This is a genomic window from Streptomyces sp. RK9, from assembly GCF_045070545.1.
Lineage (GTDB): Bacteria > Actinomycetota > Actinomycetes > Streptomycetales > Streptomycetaceae > Streptomyces > Streptomyces alboflavus.
In genome coordinates this window covers 3,040,041-3,059,774 of record NZ_CP173703.1, presented here as the reverse complement: position 1 = coordinate 3,059,774, position 19,734 = coordinate 3,040,041, and the positions used below count along the sequence as shown (strand labels likewise).

At 72.8% G+C, this 19,734-nt stretch carries 19 protein-coding genes; 7 read left to right on the top strand and 12 right to left on the bottom strand.

From position 1 onward, the window contains the following. Positions 1 to 4: 4 nt before the first annotated feature. The 6 genes from AB6L24_RS12460 to AB6L24_RS12435 form a co-directional block, all read right to left on the bottom strand. Positions 5 to 1,240, bottom strand: a complete 1,236-nt coding sequence (locus tag AB6L24_RS12460) for an acetylornithine transaminase (RefSeq protein WP_405655107.1) — start codon at positions 1,238 to 1,240, stop codon at positions 5 to 7. A gap of 15 nt (positions 1,241 to 1,255) precedes the next feature. Continuing rightward, entirely contained in the window at positions 1,256 to 2,164 is a 909-nt protein-coding gene (argB, locus tag AB6L24_RS12455; RefSeq protein WP_030356313.1) for an acetylglutamate kinase, read from the bottom strand. A gap of 63 nt (positions 2,165 to 2,227) precedes the next feature. Further along, a complete protein-coding gene (gene argJ, locus AB6L24_RS12450) occupies positions 2,228 to 3,379 on the bottom strand; it encodes a bifunctional glutamate N-acetyltransferase/amino-acid acetyltransferase ArgJ (protein WP_405655104.1) in 1,152 nt (383 codons plus the stop codon). 55 nt (positions 3,380 to 3,434) lie between these two features. After that, on the bottom strand, positions 3,435 to 4,463 hold the full coding sequence (gene argC, locus AB6L24_RS12445) for an N-acetyl-gamma-glutamyl-phosphate reductase (RefSeq protein ID WP_405655102.1): 1,029 nt from the start codon (positions 4,461 to 4,463) through the stop codon (positions 3,435 to 3,437). Between the two features lie 366 nt (positions 4,464 to 4,829). Then, positions 4,830 to 7,049, bottom strand: coding sequence for an NADP-dependent isocitrate dehydrogenase (locus AB6L24_RS12440; RefSeq protein ID WP_405655100.1), 2,220 nt, complete (start codon positions 7,047 to 7,049; stop codon positions 4,830 to 4,832). Between the two features lie 123 nt (positions 7,050 to 7,172). Then, the gene (locus tag AB6L24_RS12435; RefSeq protein WP_405655098.1) at positions 7,173 to 7,604 is read right to left on the bottom strand and encodes a MerR family transcriptional regulator; all 432 of its coding nucleotides are present in this window, start codon (positions 7,602 to 7,604) and stop codon (positions 7,173 to 7,175) included. A gap of 62 nt (positions 7,605 to 7,666) precedes the next feature. Between AB6L24_RS12435 and AB6L24_RS12430 the strand changes: the two genes are divergently transcribed. Next, entirely contained in the window at positions 7,667 to 8,635 is a 969-nt protein-coding gene (locus AB6L24_RS12430) for an SDR family NAD(P)-dependent oxidoreductase (protein WP_405655094.1), read from the top strand. A gap of 10 nt (positions 8,636 to 8,645) precedes the next feature. Here the strand turns inward: AB6L24_RS12430 and AB6L24_RS12425 are convergent, their stop codons facing one another. After that, the gene (locus AB6L24_RS12425) at positions 8,646 to 10,271 is read right to left on the bottom strand and encodes an alpha/beta fold hydrolase (protein ID WP_405655092.1); all 1,626 of its coding nucleotides are present in this window, start codon (positions 10,269 to 10,271) and stop codon (positions 8,646 to 8,648) included. A 245-nt stretch (positions 10,272 to 10,516) separates the two neighbouring features. Between AB6L24_RS12425 and AB6L24_RS12420 the strand changes: the two genes are divergently transcribed. Together AB6L24_RS12420 and AB6L24_RS12415 are read left to right on the top strand one after the other, a co-directional pair. Beyond that, a complete protein-coding gene (locus tag AB6L24_RS12420) occupies positions 10,517 to 11,506 on the top strand; it encodes an aldo/keto reductase (protein ID WP_405655090.1) in 990 nt (329 codons plus the stop codon). A 70-nt stretch (positions 11,507 to 11,576) separates the two neighbouring features. Next, on the top strand, positions 11,577 to 12,140 hold the full coding sequence (locus tag AB6L24_RS12415) for a DUF6314 family protein (protein ID WP_405657139.1): 564 nt from the start codon (positions 11,577 to 11,579) through the stop codon (positions 12,138 to 12,140). A 21-nt stretch (positions 12,141 to 12,161) separates the two neighbouring features. Here the strand turns inward: AB6L24_RS12415 and AB6L24_RS12410 are convergent, their stop codons facing one another. From AB6L24_RS12410 to AB6L24_RS12400, 3 genes are all read right to left on the bottom strand, one after another. Further along, positions 12,162 to 12,737, bottom strand: coding sequence for a histidine phosphatase family protein (locus tag AB6L24_RS12410; RefSeq protein WP_405655088.1), 576 nt, complete (start codon positions 12,735 to 12,737; stop codon positions 12,162 to 12,164). An 85-nt stretch (positions 12,738 to 12,822) separates the two neighbouring features. Beyond that, complete coding sequence (locus AB6L24_RS12405) at positions 12,823 to 13,284, bottom strand: GNAT family N-acetyltransferase (protein WP_405655086.1); 462 nt, start codon at positions 13,282 to 13,284, stop codon at positions 12,823 to 12,825. Between the two features lie 134 nt (positions 13,285 to 13,418). Then, positions 13,419 to 14,858: a PLP-dependent aminotransferase family protein gene (locus tag AB6L24_RS12400; protein WP_405655084.1), complete on the bottom strand. Its 1,440-nt coding sequence runs from the start codon at positions 14,856 to 14,858 to the stop codon at positions 13,419 to 13,421. Here AB6L24_RS12400 and AB6L24_RS12395 point away from each other — a divergent pair. Next, the gene (locus AB6L24_RS12395; RefSeq protein ID WP_405655082.1) at positions 14,857 to 15,888 is read left to right on the top strand and encodes a DMT family transporter; all 1,032 of its coding nucleotides are present in this window, start codon (positions 14,857 to 14,859) and stop codon (positions 15,886 to 15,888) included. The two genes, AB6L24_RS12400 and AB6L24_RS12395, sit on opposite strands and share 2 nt — an antisense overlap. Before the next feature lie 79 nt (positions 15,889 to 15,967). Further along, positions 15,968 to 16,162: a DUF1918 domain-containing protein gene (locus AB6L24_RS12390; RefSeq protein WP_405655081.1), complete on the top strand. Its 195-nt coding sequence runs from the start codon at positions 15,968 to 15,970 to the stop codon at positions 16,160 to 16,162. Positions 16,163 to 16,222: 60 nt separating this feature from the next. Here AB6L24_RS12390 and AB6L24_RS12385 read toward each other — a convergent pair whose 3' ends face one another. Continuing rightward, positions 16,223 to 17,440, bottom strand: a complete 1,218-nt coding sequence (locus AB6L24_RS12385) for a glycoside hydrolase family 10 protein (protein ID WP_030356299.1) — start codon at positions 17,438 to 17,440, stop codon at positions 16,223 to 16,225. A 227-nt stretch (positions 17,441 to 17,667) separates the two neighbouring features. On the opposite strand from AB6L24_RS12385, the gene AB6L24_RS12380 reads away from it, so the two are divergent. Then, complete coding sequence (locus AB6L24_RS12380) at positions 17,668 to 18,528, top strand: 3-hydroxybutyryl-CoA dehydrogenase (RefSeq protein ID WP_030356298.1); 861 nt, start codon at positions 17,668 to 17,670, stop codon at positions 18,526 to 18,528. Positions 18,529 to 18,809: 281 nt separating this feature from the next. After that, entirely contained in the window at positions 18,810 to 19,067 is a 258-nt protein-coding gene (locus AB6L24_RS12375) for a hypothetical protein (protein WP_030356297.1), read from the top strand. Between the two features lie 30 nt (positions 19,068 to 19,097). Here the strand turns inward: AB6L24_RS12375 and AB6L24_RS12370 are convergent, their stop codons facing one another. After that, entirely contained in the window at positions 19,098 to 19,640 is a 543-nt protein-coding gene (locus AB6L24_RS12370) for an NUDIX hydrolase (RefSeq protein WP_030356296.1), read from the bottom strand. Positions 19,641 to 19,734 lie beyond the last annotated feature (94 nt).

Genomic DNA, 19,734 nt, shown 5'->3' with positions numbered 1-19,734 from the left:
CGTCTCATTCCCCGGATCGTCGGTCCCCGTTGGCCCCGTTGGCCGCGTTGGCCGTGTTGGCCGCGGCTGCCTGGTCGAGGACGCCGGGCAGGGCCCGGAGGAAGGCGTCCACCTCGTCGTCGCGCACGTTCAGCGGCGGCATCAGCCGTACGACATCGGGGGCGGGCGCGTTGACCAGGAAGCCGGCGTCCTGAGCCGCCTGCTGTACCTGGACTGCCAGCGGCTCGGTGAGCACGATACCCAGCAGCAGGCCCGCACCCCTGACATGGTCGACCGACGCGTGCCCCGCTGACTCGATTCCGTCGCGCAGCTTCTCGCCCGCGCGCTTGGTGTTCTCAAGGAGGCCCTCGGCCACGACGGTGTCGATGACGGCGAGTCCGGCGGCGCAGGCGACGGGGTTGCCGCCGAACGTCGTGCCGTGGTGGCCGGGCTTCAGGAGTTCGGCCGTCGGGCCGAACGCCACGGTGGCGCCGAGCGGCAGGCCGCCGCCGAGGCCCTTGGCGAGCGTGACGACGTCCGGGTCGACGCCCTCCTGCGCGAGATGCGCGAACCAGTGGCCGGTACGGCCGATTCCGGTCTGCACCTCGTCGAGGACGAGCAGCGTCCCGGTGGCGCGGGTGATCTCGCGGGCCGCCTTCAGATAGCCGGCGGGCGGGACGACGGCGCCGTTCTCGCCCTGGATCGGCTCGATGATCACGAAGGCGGTGTCCTCGGTGACGGCGGCGCGCAGGGCCTCCACGTCGCCGTACGGGACGTGGGTGACGTCGCCGGGCAGCGGCAGGAACGGCTCCTGCTTGCCGGGTTGGCCGGTGAGGGCGAGGGAGCCCATGGTCCGGCCGTGGAAACCGCCGTCGGTGGCGACCATGTGCGGGCGGCCCGTCAGGCGGCCGATCTTGAACGCGCCCTCGTTGGCCTCGGCGCCCGAGTTGCAGAAGAACACCCGGCCGTCGCGGCCGAAGAGGTCGAGCAGCCGCTCGGCGAGCGCGACGGGCGGCTCGGCGACGAACAGGTTGGAGACGTGGCCGAGCGCGGCGATCTGCCGGGACACGGCCTCCACGATCGCGGGGTGGCCGTGGCCGAGCGCGTTCACGGCGATGCCGCCGACGAAGTCGGTGTACTCCTTGCCGTCGGCGTCCCACAGCTTGCTGCCCGCACCGCGCACCAGCGGGATGCGGGGCGTGCCGTAGTTGTCCATCAGCGCGCCCTGCCAGCGCCGGGTCAGCTCCTGATTGGCGGTCATTCCGGTTCCCCCTCTTTACGGCTCGCTCAGTTCGTCCGGCACGACCATCGTGCCGATTCCCTCGTCGGTGAAGATCTCCAGCAGGATCGAGTGCTGGACGCGCCCGTCGATGACGCGCGCGGTGTGCACGCCGTTCCGCACGGCGTGCAGGCAGCCCTGCATCTTCGGCACCATGCCGCTGGACAGCTCGGGGATGAGCTTCTCCAGCTCGGTGGCGGTCAGCCGGCTGATGACGTCGTCGCTGTGGGGCCAGTCCTCGTACAGGCCCTCCACGTCGGTGAGCACCATCAGCGTCTCGGCACCAAGCGCCGCAGCGAGTGCCGCAGCCGCCGTATCAGCATTGACGTTGTAGACATGCCCCTTGCCGCCTTCGTCCTGGGAGCGGGCGATCGAGGAGACGACCGGGATGCGGCCGTCCGCGAGCAGCGCCTCGATGGCGCCGGTGTCGATCTCGGTGACCTCGCCGACCTGGCCGATGTCGACCAGCTCGCCCTCGATCAGCGGCCGGTGCCGGGTCGCGGTGATGGTGTGGGCGTCCTCGCCGGTGAGGCCGACGGCGAGGGGTCCGTGTTCGTTGAGCAGCCCCACCAGCTCGCGCTGCACCTGCCCGGCGAGGACCATCCGGACGACGTCCATGGCCTCGGGCGTCGTCACCCGAAGCCCCGCCTTGAACTCGCTGACCAGGCCCTGTTTGTCGAGCTGGGCGCTGATCTGCGGGCCGCCGCCGTGCACGACGACCGGGCGCAGTCCGGCGTGGTGCAGGAACACCACGTCCTGGGCGAACGCGGCCTTGAGGTCCTTGTCCACCATGGCGTTGCCGCCGAACTTGATGACGACGGTCTTGCCGCGGTGACGGGTCAGCCAGGGCAGCGCCTCGATGAGGATCTCGGCCTTGGGCAGTGCGGTGTGCTTGCGGGTGTTCATGGGGCTTTCCAGGTGGGGAGGGCGTACCGCGCGGAGGGGGACGGGCGGGCTGCGGGGTACGCGCTACGAGGAGTACGCGCTGTTCTCGTGGACGTAGTCGGCGGTGAGGTCGTTGGCCCAGATGACGGCGGACGCGGACCCGGCGGCGAGGTCGGCGGTGATCCGCACCTCGCGGTAGCGCATGTCGACCAGGTCGCGGTCCTCGCCCACGGAGCCGTTCTTGCAGACCCAGACGTCGTTGATGGCGACGTTCAGGCGGTCCGGTTCGAAGGCGGCCGACGTGGTGCCGATGGCGGAGAGCACGCGGCCCCAGTTGGGGTCCTCGCCGTGGATGGCGCACTTGAGGAGGTTGTTGCGGGCGATGGAGCGGCCCACCTCGACGGCGTCGTCCTCGTCGGCCGCGCCGATCACCTCGATGCGGATGTCCTTGCTCGCGCCTTCGGCGTCGCCGATGAGCTGGCGGGCGAGGTCGTCGCAGACCGTGCGGACGGCCTCGGCGAACTCCGCGTACCGCGGGGTCACTCCGGCGGCGCCGGAGGCCAGCAGCAGCACTGTGTCGTTGGTGGACATGCAGCCGTCGGAGTCGACCCGGTCGAAGGTGAGGCGGGTCGCCTCGCGCAGGGCCTTGTCCAGGTCGGCGGCCGGGACGTCGGCGTCGGTGGTGAGGACGACGAGCATCGTGGCGAGGCCGGGGGCGAGCATGCCCGCGCCCTTGGCCATGCCGCCGACCATCCAGCCCTTGCCCTCGGCCACGGCCGTCTTGTGCACGCTGTCGGTCGTCTTGATGGCGATGGCGGCCTTCTCGCCGCCGTGCGCGGACAGGGCCGCGGCCGCCGTCTCGACGCCCGGCAGGAGCTTGTCCATGGGGAGCGTCACGCCGATGAGTCCGGTGGACGCGACGGCGACCTCGCCCGCGTTCAGGCCGAGCGTGCCGGCGACCTTCTCGGCCGTGGCGTGCGTGTCCTGGAAACCTTGCGGGCCCGTGCAGGCGTTGGCGCCGCCGGAGTTGAGGACGACCGCGGAGACCTGGCCGCCCTTGATCACCTGCTCGGACCACAGGACGGGCGCGGCCTTCACGCGGTTGGACGTGAAGACGCCCGCGGCGGCCAGGCGGGGACCGTCGTTGACCACGAGGGCCAGGTCCGGGTTGCCGCTCTCCTTGATCCCGGCGGCGATGCCCGCCGCCCGGAATCCCTTGGCTGCCGTGACACTCACTGCGTCTCCTTGCTCGCGGTCGTCGGATGCGGCCCGGCGGCCGCGGGCGCGCCGCTCACGGCGCGACCCCGATGGTGGGAAGGCCCAGCTCCTCCGGGAGGCCCAGGGCGATGTTCATGCTCTGCACCGCGCCACCGGCGGTGCCCTTGGTGAGGTTGTCGATGGCGCTGATCACGATCACGCGGCCGGACGCCGGGTCGTGGGCGGCCTGGACGTGCACGGCGTTGGAGCCGTACACCGAGGCGGTGGCGGGCCACTGGCCCTCGGGGAGCAGGTGCACGAACGGTTCGTCGGCGAAGGCCTTCTCGTACGTCGCGCGGACGCTCTCCGCGGTCACGCCCGGCTTGGCCTTGGCGCTGCAGGTGGCGAGGATGCCGCGCGGCATCGGGGCCAGGGTCGGTGTGAAGGAGACCGTGACGCGGGTGTCCGCGGCGGCGCTCAGGTTCTGGATCATCTCCGGCGTGTGCCGGTGCGCCCCGCCCACGCCGTACGGCGACATGGAGCCCATGACCTCGGAGCCGAGCAGGTGCGCCTTGGGCGCCTTGCCCGCGCCGGAGGTCCCGGACGCCGCGACGATCACCGCCTCGTCCTCGACGAGCCCGGCGGCGTACGCGGGGAAGAGCGCGAGCGAGACGGCCGTCGGATAGCACCCCGGGACCGCGATGCGCTTGCTGCCCGCCAGGGCGGCGCGGGCGCCGGGCAGCTCGGGCAGTCCGTAGGGCCAGGTGCCCGCGTGGGCGCTGCCGTAGAACTTCTCCCAGTCGGCCGCGTCCTTGAGGCGGAAGTCCGCGCCCATGTCGACGACGAGCACGTCCGGGCCGAGCTGTTCGGCGACGGCGGCGGACTGGCCGTGCGGCAGGGCGAGGAAGACGACGTCGTGGCCGGCCAGGCTCTCGGCGGTGGTCGGCTCCAGGACGCGCTCGGCGAGCGGGGCCAGGTGCGGCTGGAGCGCGCCCAGGCGCTCGCCCGCGTTCGAGTGGGCGGTGAGGGTGCCGATCTCGACCTCGGGGTGCACGGCGAGGAGCCTCAGCAGCTCGCCACCCGCGTATCCGCTCGCTCCCGCGACCGCTGCGCGTACCGTCATGGATTCCTCCTGCGTGGATGGCATGAATATACATTGCGCCGCACGTTTATACAATGGGGATCCGCGCCGCCCGCTGACACCGGCTGTCGGTGAGGCGCCGCCCGGGCCCGCTCCGCGGGCCGCGTCCCGTCCCCCCGGGTGATCGGCGCCCGCCCATCATGGCACCGGGGCGGCGCGGACCGGCAGGAACGGCTGACAGTTCAGATGCCTGAAGGAACAGCGCGGTCCGTGCACAGCGAGCCCCCGGGGCCCGGGCGGACACCGACGGCTCCCGGGCCACCCCACACGCACGACCGCCCCGGTCGGCGGCTGCCGACCGGGGCGGTGCACACGCGGTGCGTCGGGCGCTCGGGGGCGCCGGACGCGTCAGGCGAGCGAGGCGATCGCCTGGTTGAACGTGGCCGAAGGACGCATGACCGCCGAGGCCTTGGCCGGGTCGGGCTGGTAGTAGCCGCCGATGTCGGCCGGCTTGCCCTGGGCGGCGATCAGCTCGCCGACGATCGTCTGCTCCTGCTCGGTCAGCGTCTTGGCGAGCGGGCCGAACGCCTCGGCGAGCTGGGCGTCGTCGGTCTGCTTGGCCAGCTCCTGGGCCCAGTACAGGGACAGGTAGAAGTGGCTGCCGCGGTTGTCGATGCCACCCAGCTTGCGGCTCGGCGACCTGTTCTCCTCCAGGAAGGAGGCCGTCGCGCGGTCCAGGGTGTCCGCGAGGACCTGGGCGCGGGCGTTGCCCGTGGTCTGCGCGAGGTGCTCGAAGGACACCGCGAGCGCGAGGAACTCACCGAGGCTGTCCCAGCGCAGGTAGTCCTCCTTGACGAGCTGCTGCACGTGCTTGGGCGCGGAGCCGCCGGCGCCGGTCTCGAACAGGCCGCCGCCGTTCATCAGCGGGACCACCGAGAGCATCTTGGCGCTGGTGCCGAGCTCCAGGATCGGGAACAGGTCGGTCAGGTAGTCACGCAGGACGTTGCCGGTGACGGAGATCGTGTTGAGGCCCTCGCGGATGCGCTCCACGGACAGCTTGGTGGCCTCGACCGGGGACAGGACCTTGATGTCCAGGCCCGCGGTGTCGAACTCCGGCAGGTACGCCTCGACCTTGGCGATCAGGTTGGCGTCGTGGGCGCGGGTCGCGTCCAGCCAGAAGACGGCCGGGTCGCCGGTGGCGCGGGCGCGGCTGACGGCCAGCTTCACCCAGTCCTTGATCGGGGCGTCCTTGGTCTGGCAGGCGCGGAAGATGTCGCCCTCGGAGACCTGCTGCTCGATGAGGACGTCGCCCTCGGCGTCGACCAGGCGGACCGTGCCGGTGGTGGCGATCTCGAAGGTCTTGTCGTGGGAGCCGTACTCCTCGGCCTTCTGCGCCATCAGGCCGACGTTCGGGACCGAGCCCATCGTGGACGGGTCGTAGGCGCCGTTGGCCCGGCAGTCGTCGATGACGACCTGGTAGACGCCCGCGTAGGACGAGTCCGGGATGACCGCGAGGGTGTCGGCCTCGCCGCCGTCCTTGTCCCACATGTGGCCGGAGGTGCGGATCATGGCCGGCATGGAGGCGTCGACGATGACGTCGGACGGCACGTGCAGGTTGGTGATGCCCTTGTCGGAGTCGACCATGGCGAGCTCGGGGCCCTCGGCCAGCTCGGCCTCGAAGGACGCCTTGATCTCGGCGCCGTTCGCCAGCGCCTCCAGGCCCTTGTAGATGCCGCCGAGGCCGTCGTTCGGGGTGAGACCGGCCGCGGCCAGGTCGGCGCCGAAGGCCGCGAACGTCTTCGGGAAGAAGGCGCGTACGACATGGCCGAAGACGATCGGGTCGGAGACCTTCATCATCGTCGCCTTGAGGTGCACCGAGAACAGCACGCCGTCGGCCTTGGCCTGGGCGACCTGCGCGGTCAGGAACTCGCGCAGGGCGGCGACGCGCATCACGGAGGCGTCGACGACCTCGCCGGCGAGGACCGGCACGGACTCGCGCAGGACCGTGGTGGAGCCGTTGTCGCCGACCAGCTCGATCTTGAGCGCACCGGCCTTCTCGATCACGACGGACTTCTCCGTCGAGCGGAAGTCGTTCTCACCCATGGTGGCGACGTTCGTCTTGGAGTCGCCGGTCCAGGCGCCCATGCGGTGCGGGTGCGCCTTGGCGTAGTTCTTGACCGACGCGGGGGCACGGCGGTCGGAGTTGCCCTCACGCAGGACCGGGTTGACCGCGGAGCCCTTGACCTTGTCGTAGCGGGCGCGGATGTCGCGCTCCTCGTCGGTCTTCGGGTCGTCCGGGTAGTCCGGGAGCGCGTAGCCCTGCTCCTGCAGCTCGGCGACGGCCGCCTTCAGCTGCGGGATGGACGCCGAGATGTTCGGCAGCTTGATGATGTTCGCCTGCGGCGTCTTGGCCAGCTCACCCAGCTCGGCGAGGGCGTCGTCGATGCGCTGGCCCGCCTCCAGGTGCTCGGGGAAGCTCGCGATGATCCGGCCCGCCAGGGAGATGTCACGGGTCTCGACGCTCACACCGGCGGTGGAGGCGTACGCCTGGATCACCGGCAGGAAGGAATGCGTCGCGAGGGCGGGGGCCTCGTCAGTGTGTGTGTAGATGATGGTCGAGTCAGTCACCGGGTGCTCCGCTCCACGTCTGCAACATTGCTCGACATCAAGATATCTCGTGCGGGCGGGGGCGCTGACAGGGCCCTCGTCCGAGTTCCGGACACGGTGCGCAGCCGCGCCCACGGCGTCCGGTCACCGGGACGGCGTCGGCGCCCACACCCCCGCCGCCGTGCCCTCGCGCACGTGCTTCTCGTACGCGACGACCTTGCCGTGGATGATCTCCAGGCTCGCGTCGAGCTCGGCGATCCGGGCGCGGACGGCCCGCTCGTGCGCCTGGAGCAGGGCGAGCCGTTCGGCCTCGTTCCCCGGGCCCGAGCGGACAAGTCCGGCAAACCGCTTCAGTTCGGCGATCGGCATGCCGGACTCCCGCAGCCGGTTGCAGAGGCCGAGCCACTCCACGTCGGCGGGCTCGTACACGCGCCGCCCGCCGCCGGTCCGGGGAACGGGCCGCAGGAACAGCTCCTCGCGCTCGAAGAAGCGCAGGGCGTGCACGCTGAGGCCGGTGGCGTCGGCGACCTCGCCGATGGAGAGTCCGGCGGGCGCACCGTCGCCTGCGTTCGCCACGCGCACATTCCTTCCAGGTCGAGCTTGATCTAGATCGCAGTCTAGGTTCTAGCGTCCTGCGCATGACGAAGAGCACCACCGCCCAGCGCCCCCTCGGCTCCGGCCACGACGCCCGCAGCACCGCCGACGACGTCCTGAGGGGCGTCGACCTGACCGGCAGGACCGCCGTGATCACCGGCGGCTACTCCGGGCTCGGCCTCGAAGCCACCCGCGCCCTCGCCCGCGCCGGGGCCCATGTGATCGTCCCGGCGCGCAGGCCGGAGACGGCGGCGGCCGCCCTGGCCGCCACCCCCGGCACGGAGGTCGCCCCGCTCGACCTCGCGGACCTCGACAGCGTCCGCGCCTTCGCCGACGGCGTCCTCGCGAGCGGCCGCCCCGTCGACCTCCTGATCGCGGGCGCGGGCATCATGGCCTGCCCCGAGACCCGGGTCGGCCCCGGCTGGGAGGCCCACTTCGCCGTGAACCACCTCGGCCACCACGCCCTGGTCAACCGCCTCGCCCCGGCCCTCACGCCCGGCCGCGCCCGCGTCGTGTCGGTGGCGTCGTCGGGCCACTTCCTCTCCGACATCCGCTGGGACGACCCGCACTTTTGTCGCTCCCCCTACGACCCGTGGCTCGCCTACGCCCAGTCCAAGACGGCGAACGCCCTGTTCGCCCGGCACCTGGACACCGTCGCAGGCGACCGCGGCCCGCGCGCCTTCGCCGTGCACCCGGGCAGCATCCTCACCCCGCTCCAGCGCCACGTCCCGCGCGAGGAGCAGATCGCGCAGGGCTGGATGGACCGCGACGGCAGGCCCGCCGACGGCTTCAAGTCCCCGGCGCAGGGCGCGGCGACGGCCGTGTGGGCGGCGACGTCCCCGCTCCTCGAGGGCCACGGCGGCGCCTACTGCCAGGACTGCGACATCGCGGGGCCCGCCACGACCGACGACATGCTGATCGGCGGCGTCAAGCCCTGGGCGGTGGACCCGGCCGCCGCGGCCAGGCTGTGGGAGCTGTCCGCGGAACTCACCGGGCTCGACGCCTTCGCGTGAACCCCGCGGGTCAGCCGACGCGCGGAGCCGGGCACTCCCGGTCGCGGTCCGGCAGCTTCCCGCCCCCGAGGTAGTCGTTGACGGCGCGGTCGGCGCACGGCACGGAGGTCAGTCCGTCGACCTCGCGGCCGTACACGCCGTGGCCGCGGATGTCGGTGGCCACCAGGCGGGAGCCGCGCAGCGCGCGGTGCATGGCGAGCGCGTCCGCGAAGCGCGTGTGGTCGCGCTTCGCCTGGAGCATCAGGACGGGCACGTCGTTGTCGACGGTCACGGCGGGCTCGCGCGGCGGCTGGGCGAAGAACGGGCACGGTGCCGTGATCCCGTTCACGAACGGGCCGAAGACGGGCTCGGTGGCACGGCTGCGCACGCTGTTGCGCCAGTACGTCTCCGTGGCCATCGGCCAGCCCCCGGCGGGCCAGCCGCCGTCACCGCACATGAAGAACATGCCGCCGAGCATGCTGTCCGCGGCCTCGGGCGAGTTCAGCATCTTCAGCATCGCGGCGAGTTCGGGGCCGGGGTCGGTCAGTTCGCCGCGGTCGGCGGCGACGAGGTCGCGTACCAGCGAGGCCACCGTCGCGTCGTTCTCCGCCTGCGTCAGCGGCTGCTTGAGGATCATCCGCAGCAGCGGCGCGGTCAGGCGCTGCCCGGCCACGGGGAGCGGCCGCCGCTCGGCGTGGGCGAGGACCTCTTCGACGTGGGCGCGCACGCGGTCGGCGGTGCGGCCGAGCCGGTACGTCGTGTGGTGTCGCGCCGTCCAGGCGGCCCACTCGTCCAGGGCCCGCTCGGCGGGCGCCCCCGACCGCTGGAACTGCTCGTACTGCGTGGCGGCCGGGTCGGTGACGGAGTCGACGACGAGGCGGTCGACGCGGCCCGGGAAGAGCTGTGCGTACGTGGCGCCCAGGTCGGCGCCGTAGGACACGCCGTAGTAGGAGAGGGTGCGCTGCCCGAGGGCCGCCCGGATCACGTCCATGTCGCGGGCCACGTTGCGCGACGAGGCGTGCGGCAGGAGGGCGGCGTTGTCGCCGCGCGCGTGGCAGCGGCGCGCGTCCCGGCGTGCGTCGCGCACCGCCGCGTCGAAGTCCGCACGCGGGCTCGTCGTCGCGGGCGGGGCGGGCTTGCGGGCGGGGTCGCAGGTGATCGGGGTGCTCTCGCCGAGGAAGCGCGGGTCGAAGCCGATCAGGTCGTAGCGGCCCGCGACGTCCTTGAGGACGGGGCGCAGCGCGAGGGTGTACGCGAGTCCGGTGCCGCCGGGTCCGCCCGGGTTGGAGAGGAGGACGCCGCGGCGCTCGGCCTTGGGGGCGGTCGCCTCGATCCGGGACACGGCGACGGTGAGGGTGCGGCCGCCGGGGTCGGCGTGGTCGAGCGGGACGGTGACGTCGGCGCAGCGGGCGCCGGCGGCGTTCAGCTCTTTCTGGGAGGCGGGGCAGCGGGTCCATGTGAGGTGCTGGTCGCGGTACTTGGGGAGTGCGGCGGCTCCTGCGGGGACTGCCCCGGACGGCGCCGACGGTCCGGCCGACGCGGCGCGACCGGCGGGGGCCGGTTCCGGGGGCCGCTCCGCCAGGGCCTGCGCGGGCAGGACACCCGTGAGGACGGCGGCGAGGCCGAGGCCGGCGGTGGTCGTGGTTCTGGCGCGCATCGTGCTCCTCGGGGCGGCGTGCGGGCGGTGCTCGCGGTCCGGTCGACCGGTCGGCGGCGGTCCGGCGGCGGTCCGCTCATGACGCTACGAACCCGCGCCGCGGACGACCATCCGGCGAGCCGCAGCCCGGCCCCTGGGGACAGCCCCCGTACGCCCGCCCCCACCCCCCGGAATCTGTTTGCGCTGAAGCGCACTCCAACTCCTAGGGTCACGCCCAAGAAAACCGCTCCACCAGGAGGTACGACATGACCGGCATGCCCACCCGCAGGCTCGGCGCCCTCACGGTCTCCGCCCAGGGACTCGGCTGCATGGGGATGAGCGACGCCTACGGCACCTCGGACGACGCCACGTCGATCGCCACCGTCCACCGCGCGCTCGACCTCGGCGTCACCCTGCTCGACACCTCCGACTACTACGGCAACGGGCACAACGAGGAGCTCCTCGGCCGCGCCCTCGCGGGCCACCGGCGCGAACAGGCCGTCCTCGCCACGAAGTTCGGCTTCGCCAACCGCCTCGGCGAGCCCACGCGGATCCGGGGCGACGCCGCGTACGTACGCGAGGCCTGCGACGCCTCCCTGCGCCGGCTCGGCGTCGACCACATCGACCTCTACTACGTGCACCGCGTCGACCCGGACGTGCCGATCGAGGAGACCGTCGGCGCGATGGCCGAGCTCGTCGCCGCCGGGAAAGTGCGCCACCTCGGTCTCTCGGAGGCGAGCGCGCGCACGATCCGGCGCGCCCACGCCGTGCACCCCATCGCGGCACTGCAGAGCGAGTGGTCGCTGTGGACGCGGGACCTCCAGGACGAGATCGCGCCGGTCTGCCGGGAGCTCGGCATCGGCGTCGTGCCGTTCTCGCCGCTCGGCCGGGGCTTCCTGACCGGCCGGCTGACCTCCGTCGACAGCCTGGAGGAGGGCGACATGCGGCGCACCCAGCCGCGGTTCGCCGACGACAACCTGAAGCGCAACCTCGCGATCGTCGACGCCCTGAACGACCTCGCGGCCCGGCGCGGCGTCACGGCCGGGCAGCTCGCGCTCGCCTGGGTGCAGCACCGCGGCGACGACGTGGTGCCGATCCCGGGCACGCGCCGCCAGAAGTACCTGGAGGAGAACGTGGCCGCCGCCGCCCTCGACCTGTCCGCCGACGAACTGGCCGCGATCGAGGCGGCGGCCCCGGCCGACCGCGTCGCCGGGACCCGCTACGACGAGAACAGCCTGTCGATCGTCGACAAGTAGACCGGAGTAACCTGCGGGCATGCCCCCTGCCCCCGGCCCCGCCTCCCGGCCCGACGCGCACACGGCGTCCATGGCATCCGCGGCGGACACCGCGCACACCGGCACCGCGCGGGCTCCCGTGCACGCGGTGCCGGACGCGCTGGCGTATCTGGCCGGGGCCTGGCGGGTCGAGCGGACGGTGCGGGACTTCGCGCAGGCCGCCGAGGCCGGGACGGCCGCGGCGGGCGGTGCGGGCGCGGACGGGGAGCCGGTGGCGGGCCGGTTCGAGGGCACCACCCTGTTCACACCGCTCACGGACGTGGAGCCCGAGGCCGGAACGCCCGGGCCCGCGGGCCTGCTGCACCACGAGTCCGGCACCTTCACCTGGCTCGGCGTCGCCCGCCCCGCCGAGCGCACGCTCCGCTTCCTGCCGGGCACCCCCGCGGGCACCGCCGTCGTCCACTTCGCCGACGGCCGCTTCTTCCACGACCTGGACCTGCGCTCCGGCCGGCACACCGCCGACCACCCGTGCGCGGCGGACCTGTACCGGGGCGAGTTCGAGGTGTACGACGCGACGCGCTGGCGCACCCGGTGGCGGGTGGCGGGCCCCGCCAAGGACCTGCTCCTGACGACGGACTACACCCGGCTGCGCTGAGCGCGGCCGCGCCGGCCCCGACTACACCGGTGCCCCGATCCGCAGGCTCCAGCGGCGCCCGTCCCCGGCGAGGCCGACCGTCGACAGCGGGCCGACGTCGATGTTCCAGTACGTCGACGGGGGCGCCTTCAGGGCGTACACGAGCGCAGCCCGCACCACCGCGGGTTCGGCCACCGCGACGACGCGGACGCCGTCCCCGGCGGGCCGGGTGTCGAGCCAGCCGCCGACCCGCGAGATGAACGCGAGCAGGGACTCGCCGCCGTGCGGCGCCGACCGCGGATCGCGCAGCCAGGCGTCGACCCCGCCGGGCTCCGCCGCGGTCACCTCGGCCGGCGTGTACCCGCGCCGACGCCCCATGTCGCAGTCGCTCAGGGCGGGTTGGGCCAGCGGCGCGAACCCCGGGGCGTGGCCGGTGGCACGGCTGCGCGGGGTCGGCGAGCAGTAGCGCAGCTCGGCCACGCCCAGCGGGAGCAGCGCGGACGCGGCGCGCCGCACCTCGCGCCAGCCCGCCTCGTCGAGGGGCCGGTCGTCGTCGAACCGCTCGGCCGGCAGTGCGGCGCCGCGCGCGGCCGCTATGAGCGTCACGCCAACGTGCATGCGGTGATCGTGGGGCGCGTGGTGCTCGCGGTCAAGAGGGGGCGGGCGGGGCCGCGACAGGACTCCGCCAAGGCATCCGGCGCCGTCACTGCTCGCCGAGCACCATCCACTGCCGGGGGTTGTCGATCGGGGTGAACCCGACCTTCTCGTACACCCCGTGCGCGTCGCCGGTCGCGAGCAGGATCCTGCGCATCCCGTACGGGGCGAGGTGGTCGCGGACCCCGGCGGCGAGCGCGACGCCGATGCCCTTGCCGCGCACCGACCGGTCCACGTACACGTCGCAGAGGTAGGCGAACGTCGCGTGGTCGGTCACCACGCGCGCGTAGGCGACCTGTCGGCCCGAGGCCTCCTCGTACACCCCGAAGTTGAGCGATCCGGCGATGGCGGCGTCCTGCTTGGCTCGGGGTCTGCCGAGGCACCAGTAGGCGTCCGTGGAGAGCCACGCGTGGATGCGGACGAGGTCGAGGCGGGCGGGGTCGGTGGACAGCTGGTACCCGTCGGGGAGGGCGTGCTCGCTTCCGTCAGGGGCAACGTACTCGTCGGTCATGACGTGAGACTCGCAGGGACGACGGCTCGCGTCGAGCGTCTTTCCCTGCTCGTTCGCCACTCCCCCACACATCGCCCGCTTCTCGCCCCTCCCGTTCGCCGCCCGCCCGTGGCCTTCTCAGCACCCCTCCCCCGTCACACCAGCACCTCGTCGCACGCCTGGCGCAGCCTGCGGACCCCCTCCGTGATCTCCCCGACGCCCGCGAGCGCCGCGAAGCTCAGCCGGATGTGGGCGGCGGGCGGCTCCGCCGCGAAGTAGGGCCGGCCGGGCGCGACCGCGACCCCGGCCCGCAACCCCGCCGCCGCGAAGGCCAGTTCGTCGGTGCCGTCGGGCAGCCGCAGCCACAGGTGGTAGCCGCCGACCGGGATGTGCGGCAGCGCGACTTCGGGCAGGCGCAGCCGCAGCGCCGCCGTCATCGCGTCCCTGCGGCCCTTCAACTCGACGGCCACCGTGCGCAGATGGCGCGGCCAGGCCGGTGACCCGACGAGTTCGAGGGCGGCCTCCTGGAGGGGGCGGGGCACGAAGAAGTGGTCGACGACCTGGATGGCGCGCAGCCGTTCCAGGACGGGCCCGCGCGCGGCGAGCGCGCTCACGCGGAAGCTCGGCGAGGTCGCCTTGGTGAGCGAGCAGACGTGCACGACCACGCCGTCCCGGTCGTCGGACGCGAGGGGCCGGGGCAGCGGTCCCGCGTCCTCGTGCACGAGACGGCGTGCGAAGTCGTCCTCGACGACGAACGCGCCCGCCTCCCGCGCGATCCGCAGCACCTCCGGGCGGCGCGCGGCGGACAGCACGGCGCCGGTGGGGTTCTGGAACAGCGGCTGACACACGAACACCCGCGCCCCGGTGGCCCGGAACGCGGCGGCGAGCAGCTCCGGGCGCACCCCGTCGGTGTCCACGGGCACCGGCACCGGGCGCAGTCCGGCGGCCCGCGCGATGGCCAGCAGGCCCGGGTAGGTGGGCGATTCGAGCAGGACGGGCGCGCCGGGCGGGGCGAGCGCGCGCAGGGCCGTCGTCAGGGCGCTCTGTCCGCCGGAGGTGATCAGGACCTCCGCGGCCGTGATCGCGCCGCCGATGCCGCGCGCGAACCACTCGCGCAGCTCGGGCAGCCCCTCGACCGGGGGCCGGTCCCAGGCGCCGGGGCGGCGGCCCGCCCGGGCGAGCGCGGCGGCCATGGCCCGCTCGGGCTGGAGCGTCGGGTGCAGATAGCCGCTGTTGAACTCGACGACGCCGGGCGGGGGCGCGGCGAGCGTGGCGAGGACGCCGGAGGCGTCGACGGATCGCGGCACGACGTCGGTCATGGCATCCGCGCTGAGCGTCACCTCCTGCCAGGAGGTGTCGCCGACGGCGGTCTCGCTCGCGCGGGGCGGCTGCGCCCGGAACGCCCCGGCACCGGGCCGGGTGACGACGAGCCCCTCCGCGGCGAGCTGCCCGAGGGCCCGCGACACGGTCACCGGACTCACACGGAACCGCTCGACCAGCGCCCGACTCGACGGCAGCTTCTCACCTGGAGAGTAGCGGTCCAGCTCTCCCCGCAGCTTCTGCGCCAACTCACCCACACTGCTACGCTCATGCATGAGAGCACAGGATAGCGCTACTGCCCCCGGACGGATAGCGGTCGAAACGCGGGACACCTCCGGCGCCGGACCCGAAGAGGCGGTCGCGCCCCGCACGCCGACCGACACCATCACGGCCACCACGGCCACCACGGCCACCACGGCTGCCGCGGCCGCGGGACCCGCACCCGACCGCCGCCGCGCGGGCACCATCCAGGCCGCCCTCGGTGTCATCGCCTTCTCCCTCACGTTCCCCGCCACCGCCTGGGGCCTGGAGGGCATCGGGCCCTGGAGCCTGGTGGCCCTGCGCTGCGCGCTCAGCGCCGTCGTGGCAGGCGGCTGCCTCCTCGCCCTGCGGGTGCCGCTGCCGGCCCGGGCGCACTGGGCCGGACTCGCGGTCGTCGGCGGCGGCGTCGTGGTCGGCTTCCCCCTCCTGACGTCCCTGGCGCTTCAGACGTCGAGCACCGCGCACGCGGCGGTCGTCGTCGGACTGCTCCCGCTCACCACCGCCGCCCTGTCCGCGCTGCGCACCGGAACGCGACCCTCGCGCACCTTCTGGGCGGCGGCGGTCGCCGGGGCGCTCGCGGTCGCCGCGTTCACGGTGCAGCAGAGCGGTGGCGCCCTGTCGACCGCCGACCTGTACCTGTTCGGCGCGCTCCTCGTGTGCGCGGCCGGGTACACCGAGGGCGGCCGCCTCGCCCGCCACATGCCGGGCTGGCAGGTCATCGGCTGGGCGCTCGTCCTGTGCCTGCCGCTGAACGTCGTCTGGGCGGTGATCGCGCTGCGCCACGAGCCGTTCCAGCTCACCTGGCACAGCACGGCGGGCCTGCTCTACCTCGCGATCGGCTCCCAGTTCCTCGGCCTGCTCGTCTGGTACCGGGGCATGGCCGCCATCGGCATCCCCAAGGCCAGTCAGCTCCAGCTGGCCCAGCCGCTGCTCACCCTCGTCTGGTCGCTGTTCCTGCTCGGCGAGCACCTGACGCCCGCGGCACCGCTGACCGCGGTGGCGGTGCTCGTCTGCATCGCCGTCACGCAACGGGCACGCGGGTAGGGCCAGGCGGCCACCACCGGTCGTACACTGACGGCCACGCACCGCCACCACTGTGATCCGGACGAGGAGGGCACTCCCCATGCATGCATCCGTGGGCGACCGGCTGCTGATCCACGGCAGGATCGTCGGACAGCAGGACCGGACGGCGGAGGTCATCGAGATCCTCGGCGAGAACGGCGGCCCGCCCTACCGCGTGCGGTTCGAGGACGGGCACGAGACCCTCATGTCGCCGGGCCCCGACACCGTCGTGCGCCCCTTCGCCGCGGACGACTGAGCCGAGGACCCGGGCCGGAAAGGCCCGGGTCCACCGCTCCGCCCGGGGCCGACGCGCCGCTCAGCCGCCGGCGCGGTACGTGTAGTGGTCGTCGACGACGCGCTGCATCGCGCCGATCCGGTCGGCGACGACGTGCTTGGCGGAGTAGAAGACGTGCCCGCGCACGCGCGGGAAGTCCTTCGCGTACGTGAGGTGCCGGGACAGCTCGGCCGGGTCCTGCCAGGGGGCGGGCTGCGCCGGGTCGCCCGCCTTGTACAGGGCCTCCCCCACATAGAGGCGCACGCCGGTGCCGCGCGCCACCTCGTCCCACCAGGGCACCAGCTTGGCGTAGTCGGCGGCGGCCAGGCCGATGTTCCAGTACAGCTGCGGGCAGATGTAGTCGATCCAGCCCTTGCGCACCCAGCCACGGGTGTCCGCGTACAGGTCGTCGTAGGTCTGCACGCCCGCCCGCGTGTCCGAGCCCGTCGGGTCGGTCGCGATGTTGCGCCACACCCCGAAGGGGCTGATCCCGAACTGGGTGCCGGGGCGGATCCGGTGGATCCGGCGGCCCATCTCCCGCACCAGGCGGTCGATGTTGTCGCGCCGCCACGAGGCCCGGTCGGGGAAGCCGCCGCCGTACCGCGCGAACGCGTCGTCGTCGTCGAAGGTCTGGCCCGCGACGGGATAGGGGTAGAAGTAGTCGTCCCAGTGCACCGCGTCCAGGCGGTAGCGGCGGACGGCGTCGAGCATCGCGTCCTGCATGAAGCGGCGCACCTCGGGCAGGCCGGGGTTGTAATAGAGCTTCCCGCCGTACGGCACGACCCACTCGGGGTGCAAGCGCGCGGGGTGGGTGGGGACGAGGCGGGTGGGGTCGGTGTGCATGGCGATCCGGAACGGGTTGAACCAGGCGTGCAGCTCCAGGCCCCTGCGGTGCGCCTCGCGCACGGCGGTGCCCAGCGGGTCCCAGCCCGGGTCCTTGCCCTGGGTGCCGGTGAGCCACTCCGACCACGGCTCGTACCGCGAGGGCCAGAAGGCGTCGGCCGTCGGGCGCACCTGGAGGACCACCGCGTTCAGCCGTCTGCGGACCGCCTCGTCGAGATAGGCGATCAGTTCGGCGCGCTGGTCCTTGGCGGAGAGGCCCGGCTTGGACGGCCAGTCGATGTTCACGACCGTCGCCACCCACATGCCCCGCATCTCACGCCCCCGGCGCCCCGCCGAGGGCAGCGCCGCCGCGTCCCCCGCCATCGCGAGCCCGGCGGCCACCGATGCCGCCGCCATCGTGAACGCCCGCCGCGACATCCGACGCGACCCCTCACGTGACCCCTGACGTGACAAATGCCTCATGAAGTCGCCCCTCGAGTCCGGATTCAACCGACAACCGCTGGTCGTTCGGGGACAGCATGCCCGACCCGGCCCTGATCGCACCGCAGGTTGCGGAGTAACGTTCACCGGCGAGGCAGGCACCGACTCGTACGGGGGACCCTGCCGGTCCGTTGATCAGCGAAAGGCACGAGGTGACCGACTCTATGGCCGACATTGCGCGCGTCGGAGTGGTGGGCTGTGGACAGATGGGCGCGGGTATCGCGGAGGTCTGCGCCCGCTCCGGCCTGGACGTGAAGGTCGCGGAGACCACCGGCGAGGCCCTGGAGATCGGCCGTACCCGGCTGCACAACTCCCTGTCCAAGGCGGCCGAGCGCGGCAAGATCTCCGAGGCGGAGCGGGACGAGGCCATCGCCCGCCTCAGCTTCACCACCGACCTGGGCGAGTTCGCCGACCGTGACCTCGTCATCGAGGCGGTCGTGGAGAACGAGCAGGTCAAGACCGAGATCTTCCAGGTGCTCGACCAGGTGGTGACGCGGCAGGACGCGATCCTCGCCTCCAACACCTCCTCCATCCCGCTGGTGAAGCTGGCCGTGGCGACCTCCCGCCCGGACCAGGTCATCGGCATCCACTTCTTCAACCCGGCCCCCGTGCAGCAGCTCGTCGAGCTGATCCCGGCGCTGACCACGTCGGAGGGCACGATCAGCCGGGCGCAGACCCTGGTGGAGAAGGTGCTCGGCAAGCACGCGATCCGCGCCCAGGACCGCTCGGGCTTCGTGGTGAACGCGCTGCTCATTCCGTATCTGCTCTCCGCGATCCGGATGTTCGAGTCGGGCATCGCATCGCGCGAGGACATCGACAACGGCATGGAGATGGGCTGCGCCCACCCGATGGGGCCGCTGAAGCTGTCCGACCTGATCGGCCTGGACACCGTGGCCTCGGTGGCGGACAGCATGTACGAGGAGTACAAGGAGCCGCTGTACGCCGCTCCCCCGCTGCTCCAGCGGATGGTCGACGCGGGCCGCCTGGGCCGCAAGACCGGCTCGGGCTTCTACACGTACGCCTGATTCACGCCACCTCCGCACGACCCGCGCGCAGGTACCCGTGATCGCCTTCCGCTTCGCCGCTGGCGAGCCGGGAGCGACTACTCTCCGTACCTGAACTCGAGTCAACTTTCGGCCAGTTCACGGGCCCGGTGCTCTTCGAGCGCCGGGCCCGCGCCGTTCACACACCGTGTGCGCCGGGGGCTCGCATATGCCCTTCGCACACTCTCCCGCCCCGACCACCAGGCGAGTTGACTTTCCGTGCGCACAGGGGGGATGTGACGACTACCGAAAGGAGCGGACTCGTGACCACCGACCCCGAGCGTCCCGTGGTCCCGGAAGAACTCGCAGAGTTACGTCGCAGCCTGGACGTGGGCCTCGCCCGCGTCGACGGACGGCTCGCGTTACTCACCCAGAGCGACACACAGCACACCAAGGACCAGGACGACCTGTCCCTCCGGATCACGGCCCTCGAGCACAACCGGTGGCCACTGCCTGCCCTCGCCGCCCTCACGTCCATCGGGGCACTCGTGGTGGCGGTGTGGCAGGCCCTCGGGCGCTAGCCCGGGGACACCGGAGGCCTGACAGGCCGGCTAGCGCGCGTCCTGGCCAAGACGCAGATGGTGCAGCATGAGGAGTGCCGCCGCCATGTTGGCGGCCGGGACCTCGCCCCGCGCCACCATGTCGGGGACGAGCTTCAGCGGGACCCACTCACGGCGGTCCGACTCGAAGTCGTCCACGGGGTGGCCGATGTAGGTCCCCTCGTCCGACCAGTAGATGTGGTGCCGGGCGTCGGTGAGACCGTTGGACGGCTCCACGCTCATCAGGTGCCGCAAGGGTCCCGGCCGCCAGCCGGTCTCCTCCTCCATCTCGCGGGCCGCCGCGTAGGCGATGTCCTCGCCGTCCTCGACGACGCCGGCGGCCAGCTCCCAGCCCCAGCTGTCGGTGATGAAGCGGTGCCGCCACAGGAGCAGCACCTCGTTGGCCTCGTTGACGACCGTGGCGATCGCGACGGGCCGCAGGCGTATCAGGAAGTGGTCGAGGTGTCGCCCGTCAGGTAGCTCGACATCTGCGAGATTGACGGTGAACCATCGGTTTCCATACACAGTTTGTTCGCTCTGTTTCGTCCACTGCACGGTTCTGCCACCTTCCGCTGAGTAGATGGCAATATCGCAGCAGGAGGGTGTTCAGAGCACTCCGCGCACGGCAGAGCGAAGTAGCACGTGTCAG

Bases quoted from the DNA above. Each gene is read 5' to 3' on its own strand.
- AB6L24_RS12410 (WP_405655088.1), bottom strand. From the start codon at position 12,737: ATGCACGTTGGCGTGACGCTCATAGCGGCCGCGCGCGGCGCCGCACTG.
- AB6L24_RS12460 (WP_405655107.1), bottom strand. From the start codon at position 1,240: ATGACCGCCAATCAGGAGCTGACCCGGCGCTGGCAGGGCGCGCTGATG.
- AB6L24_RS12395 (WP_405655082.1), top strand. From the start codon at position 14,857: ATGAGAGCACAGGATAGCGCTACTGCCCCCGGACGGATAGCGGTCGAA.
- AB6L24_RS12425 (WP_405655092.1), bottom strand. From the start codon at position 10,271: ATGCGCGCCAGAACCACGACCACCGCCGGCCTCGGCCTCGCCGCCGTC.
- AB6L24_RS12415 (WP_405657139.1), top strand. From the start codon at position 11,577: ATGGCATCCGCGGCGGACACCGCGCACACCGGCACCGCGCGGGCTCCC.
- AB6L24_RS12380 (WP_030356298.1), top strand. From the start codon at position 17,668: ATGGCCGACATTGCGCGCGTCGGAGTGGTGGGCTGTGGACAGATGGGC.
- AB6L24_RS12430 (WP_405655094.1), top strand. From the start codon at position 7,667: ATGACGAAGAGCACCACCGCCCAGCGCCCCCTCGGCTCCGGCCACGAC.
- AB6L24_RS12420 (WP_405655090.1), top strand. From the start codon at position 10,517: ATGACCGGCATGCCCACCCGCAGGCTCGGCGCCCTCACGGTCTCCGCC.
- AB6L24_RS12385 (WP_030356299.1), bottom strand. From the start codon at position 17,440: ATGTCGCGGCGGGCGTTCACGATGGCGGCGGCATCGGTGGCCGCCGGG.
- AB6L24_RS12405 (WP_405655086.1), bottom strand. From the start codon at position 13,284: ATGACCGACGAGTACGTTGCCCCTGACGGAAGCGAGCACGCCCTCCCC.
- AB6L24_RS12400 (WP_405655084.1), bottom strand. From the start codon at position 14,858: ATGCATGAGCGTAGCAGTGTGGGTGAGTTGGCGCAGAAGCTGCGGGGA.
- AB6L24_RS12390 (WP_405655081.1), top strand. From the start codon at position 15,968: ATGCATGCATCCGTGGGCGACCGGCTGCTGATCCACGGCAGGATCGTC.
- argC (WP_405655102.1), bottom strand. From the start codon at position 4,463: ATGACGGTACGCGCAGCGGTCGCGGGAGCGAGCGGATACGCGGGTGGC.
- argB (WP_030356313.1), bottom strand. From the start codon at position 2,164: ATGAACACCCGCAAGCACACCGCACTGCCCAAGGCCGAGATCCTCATC.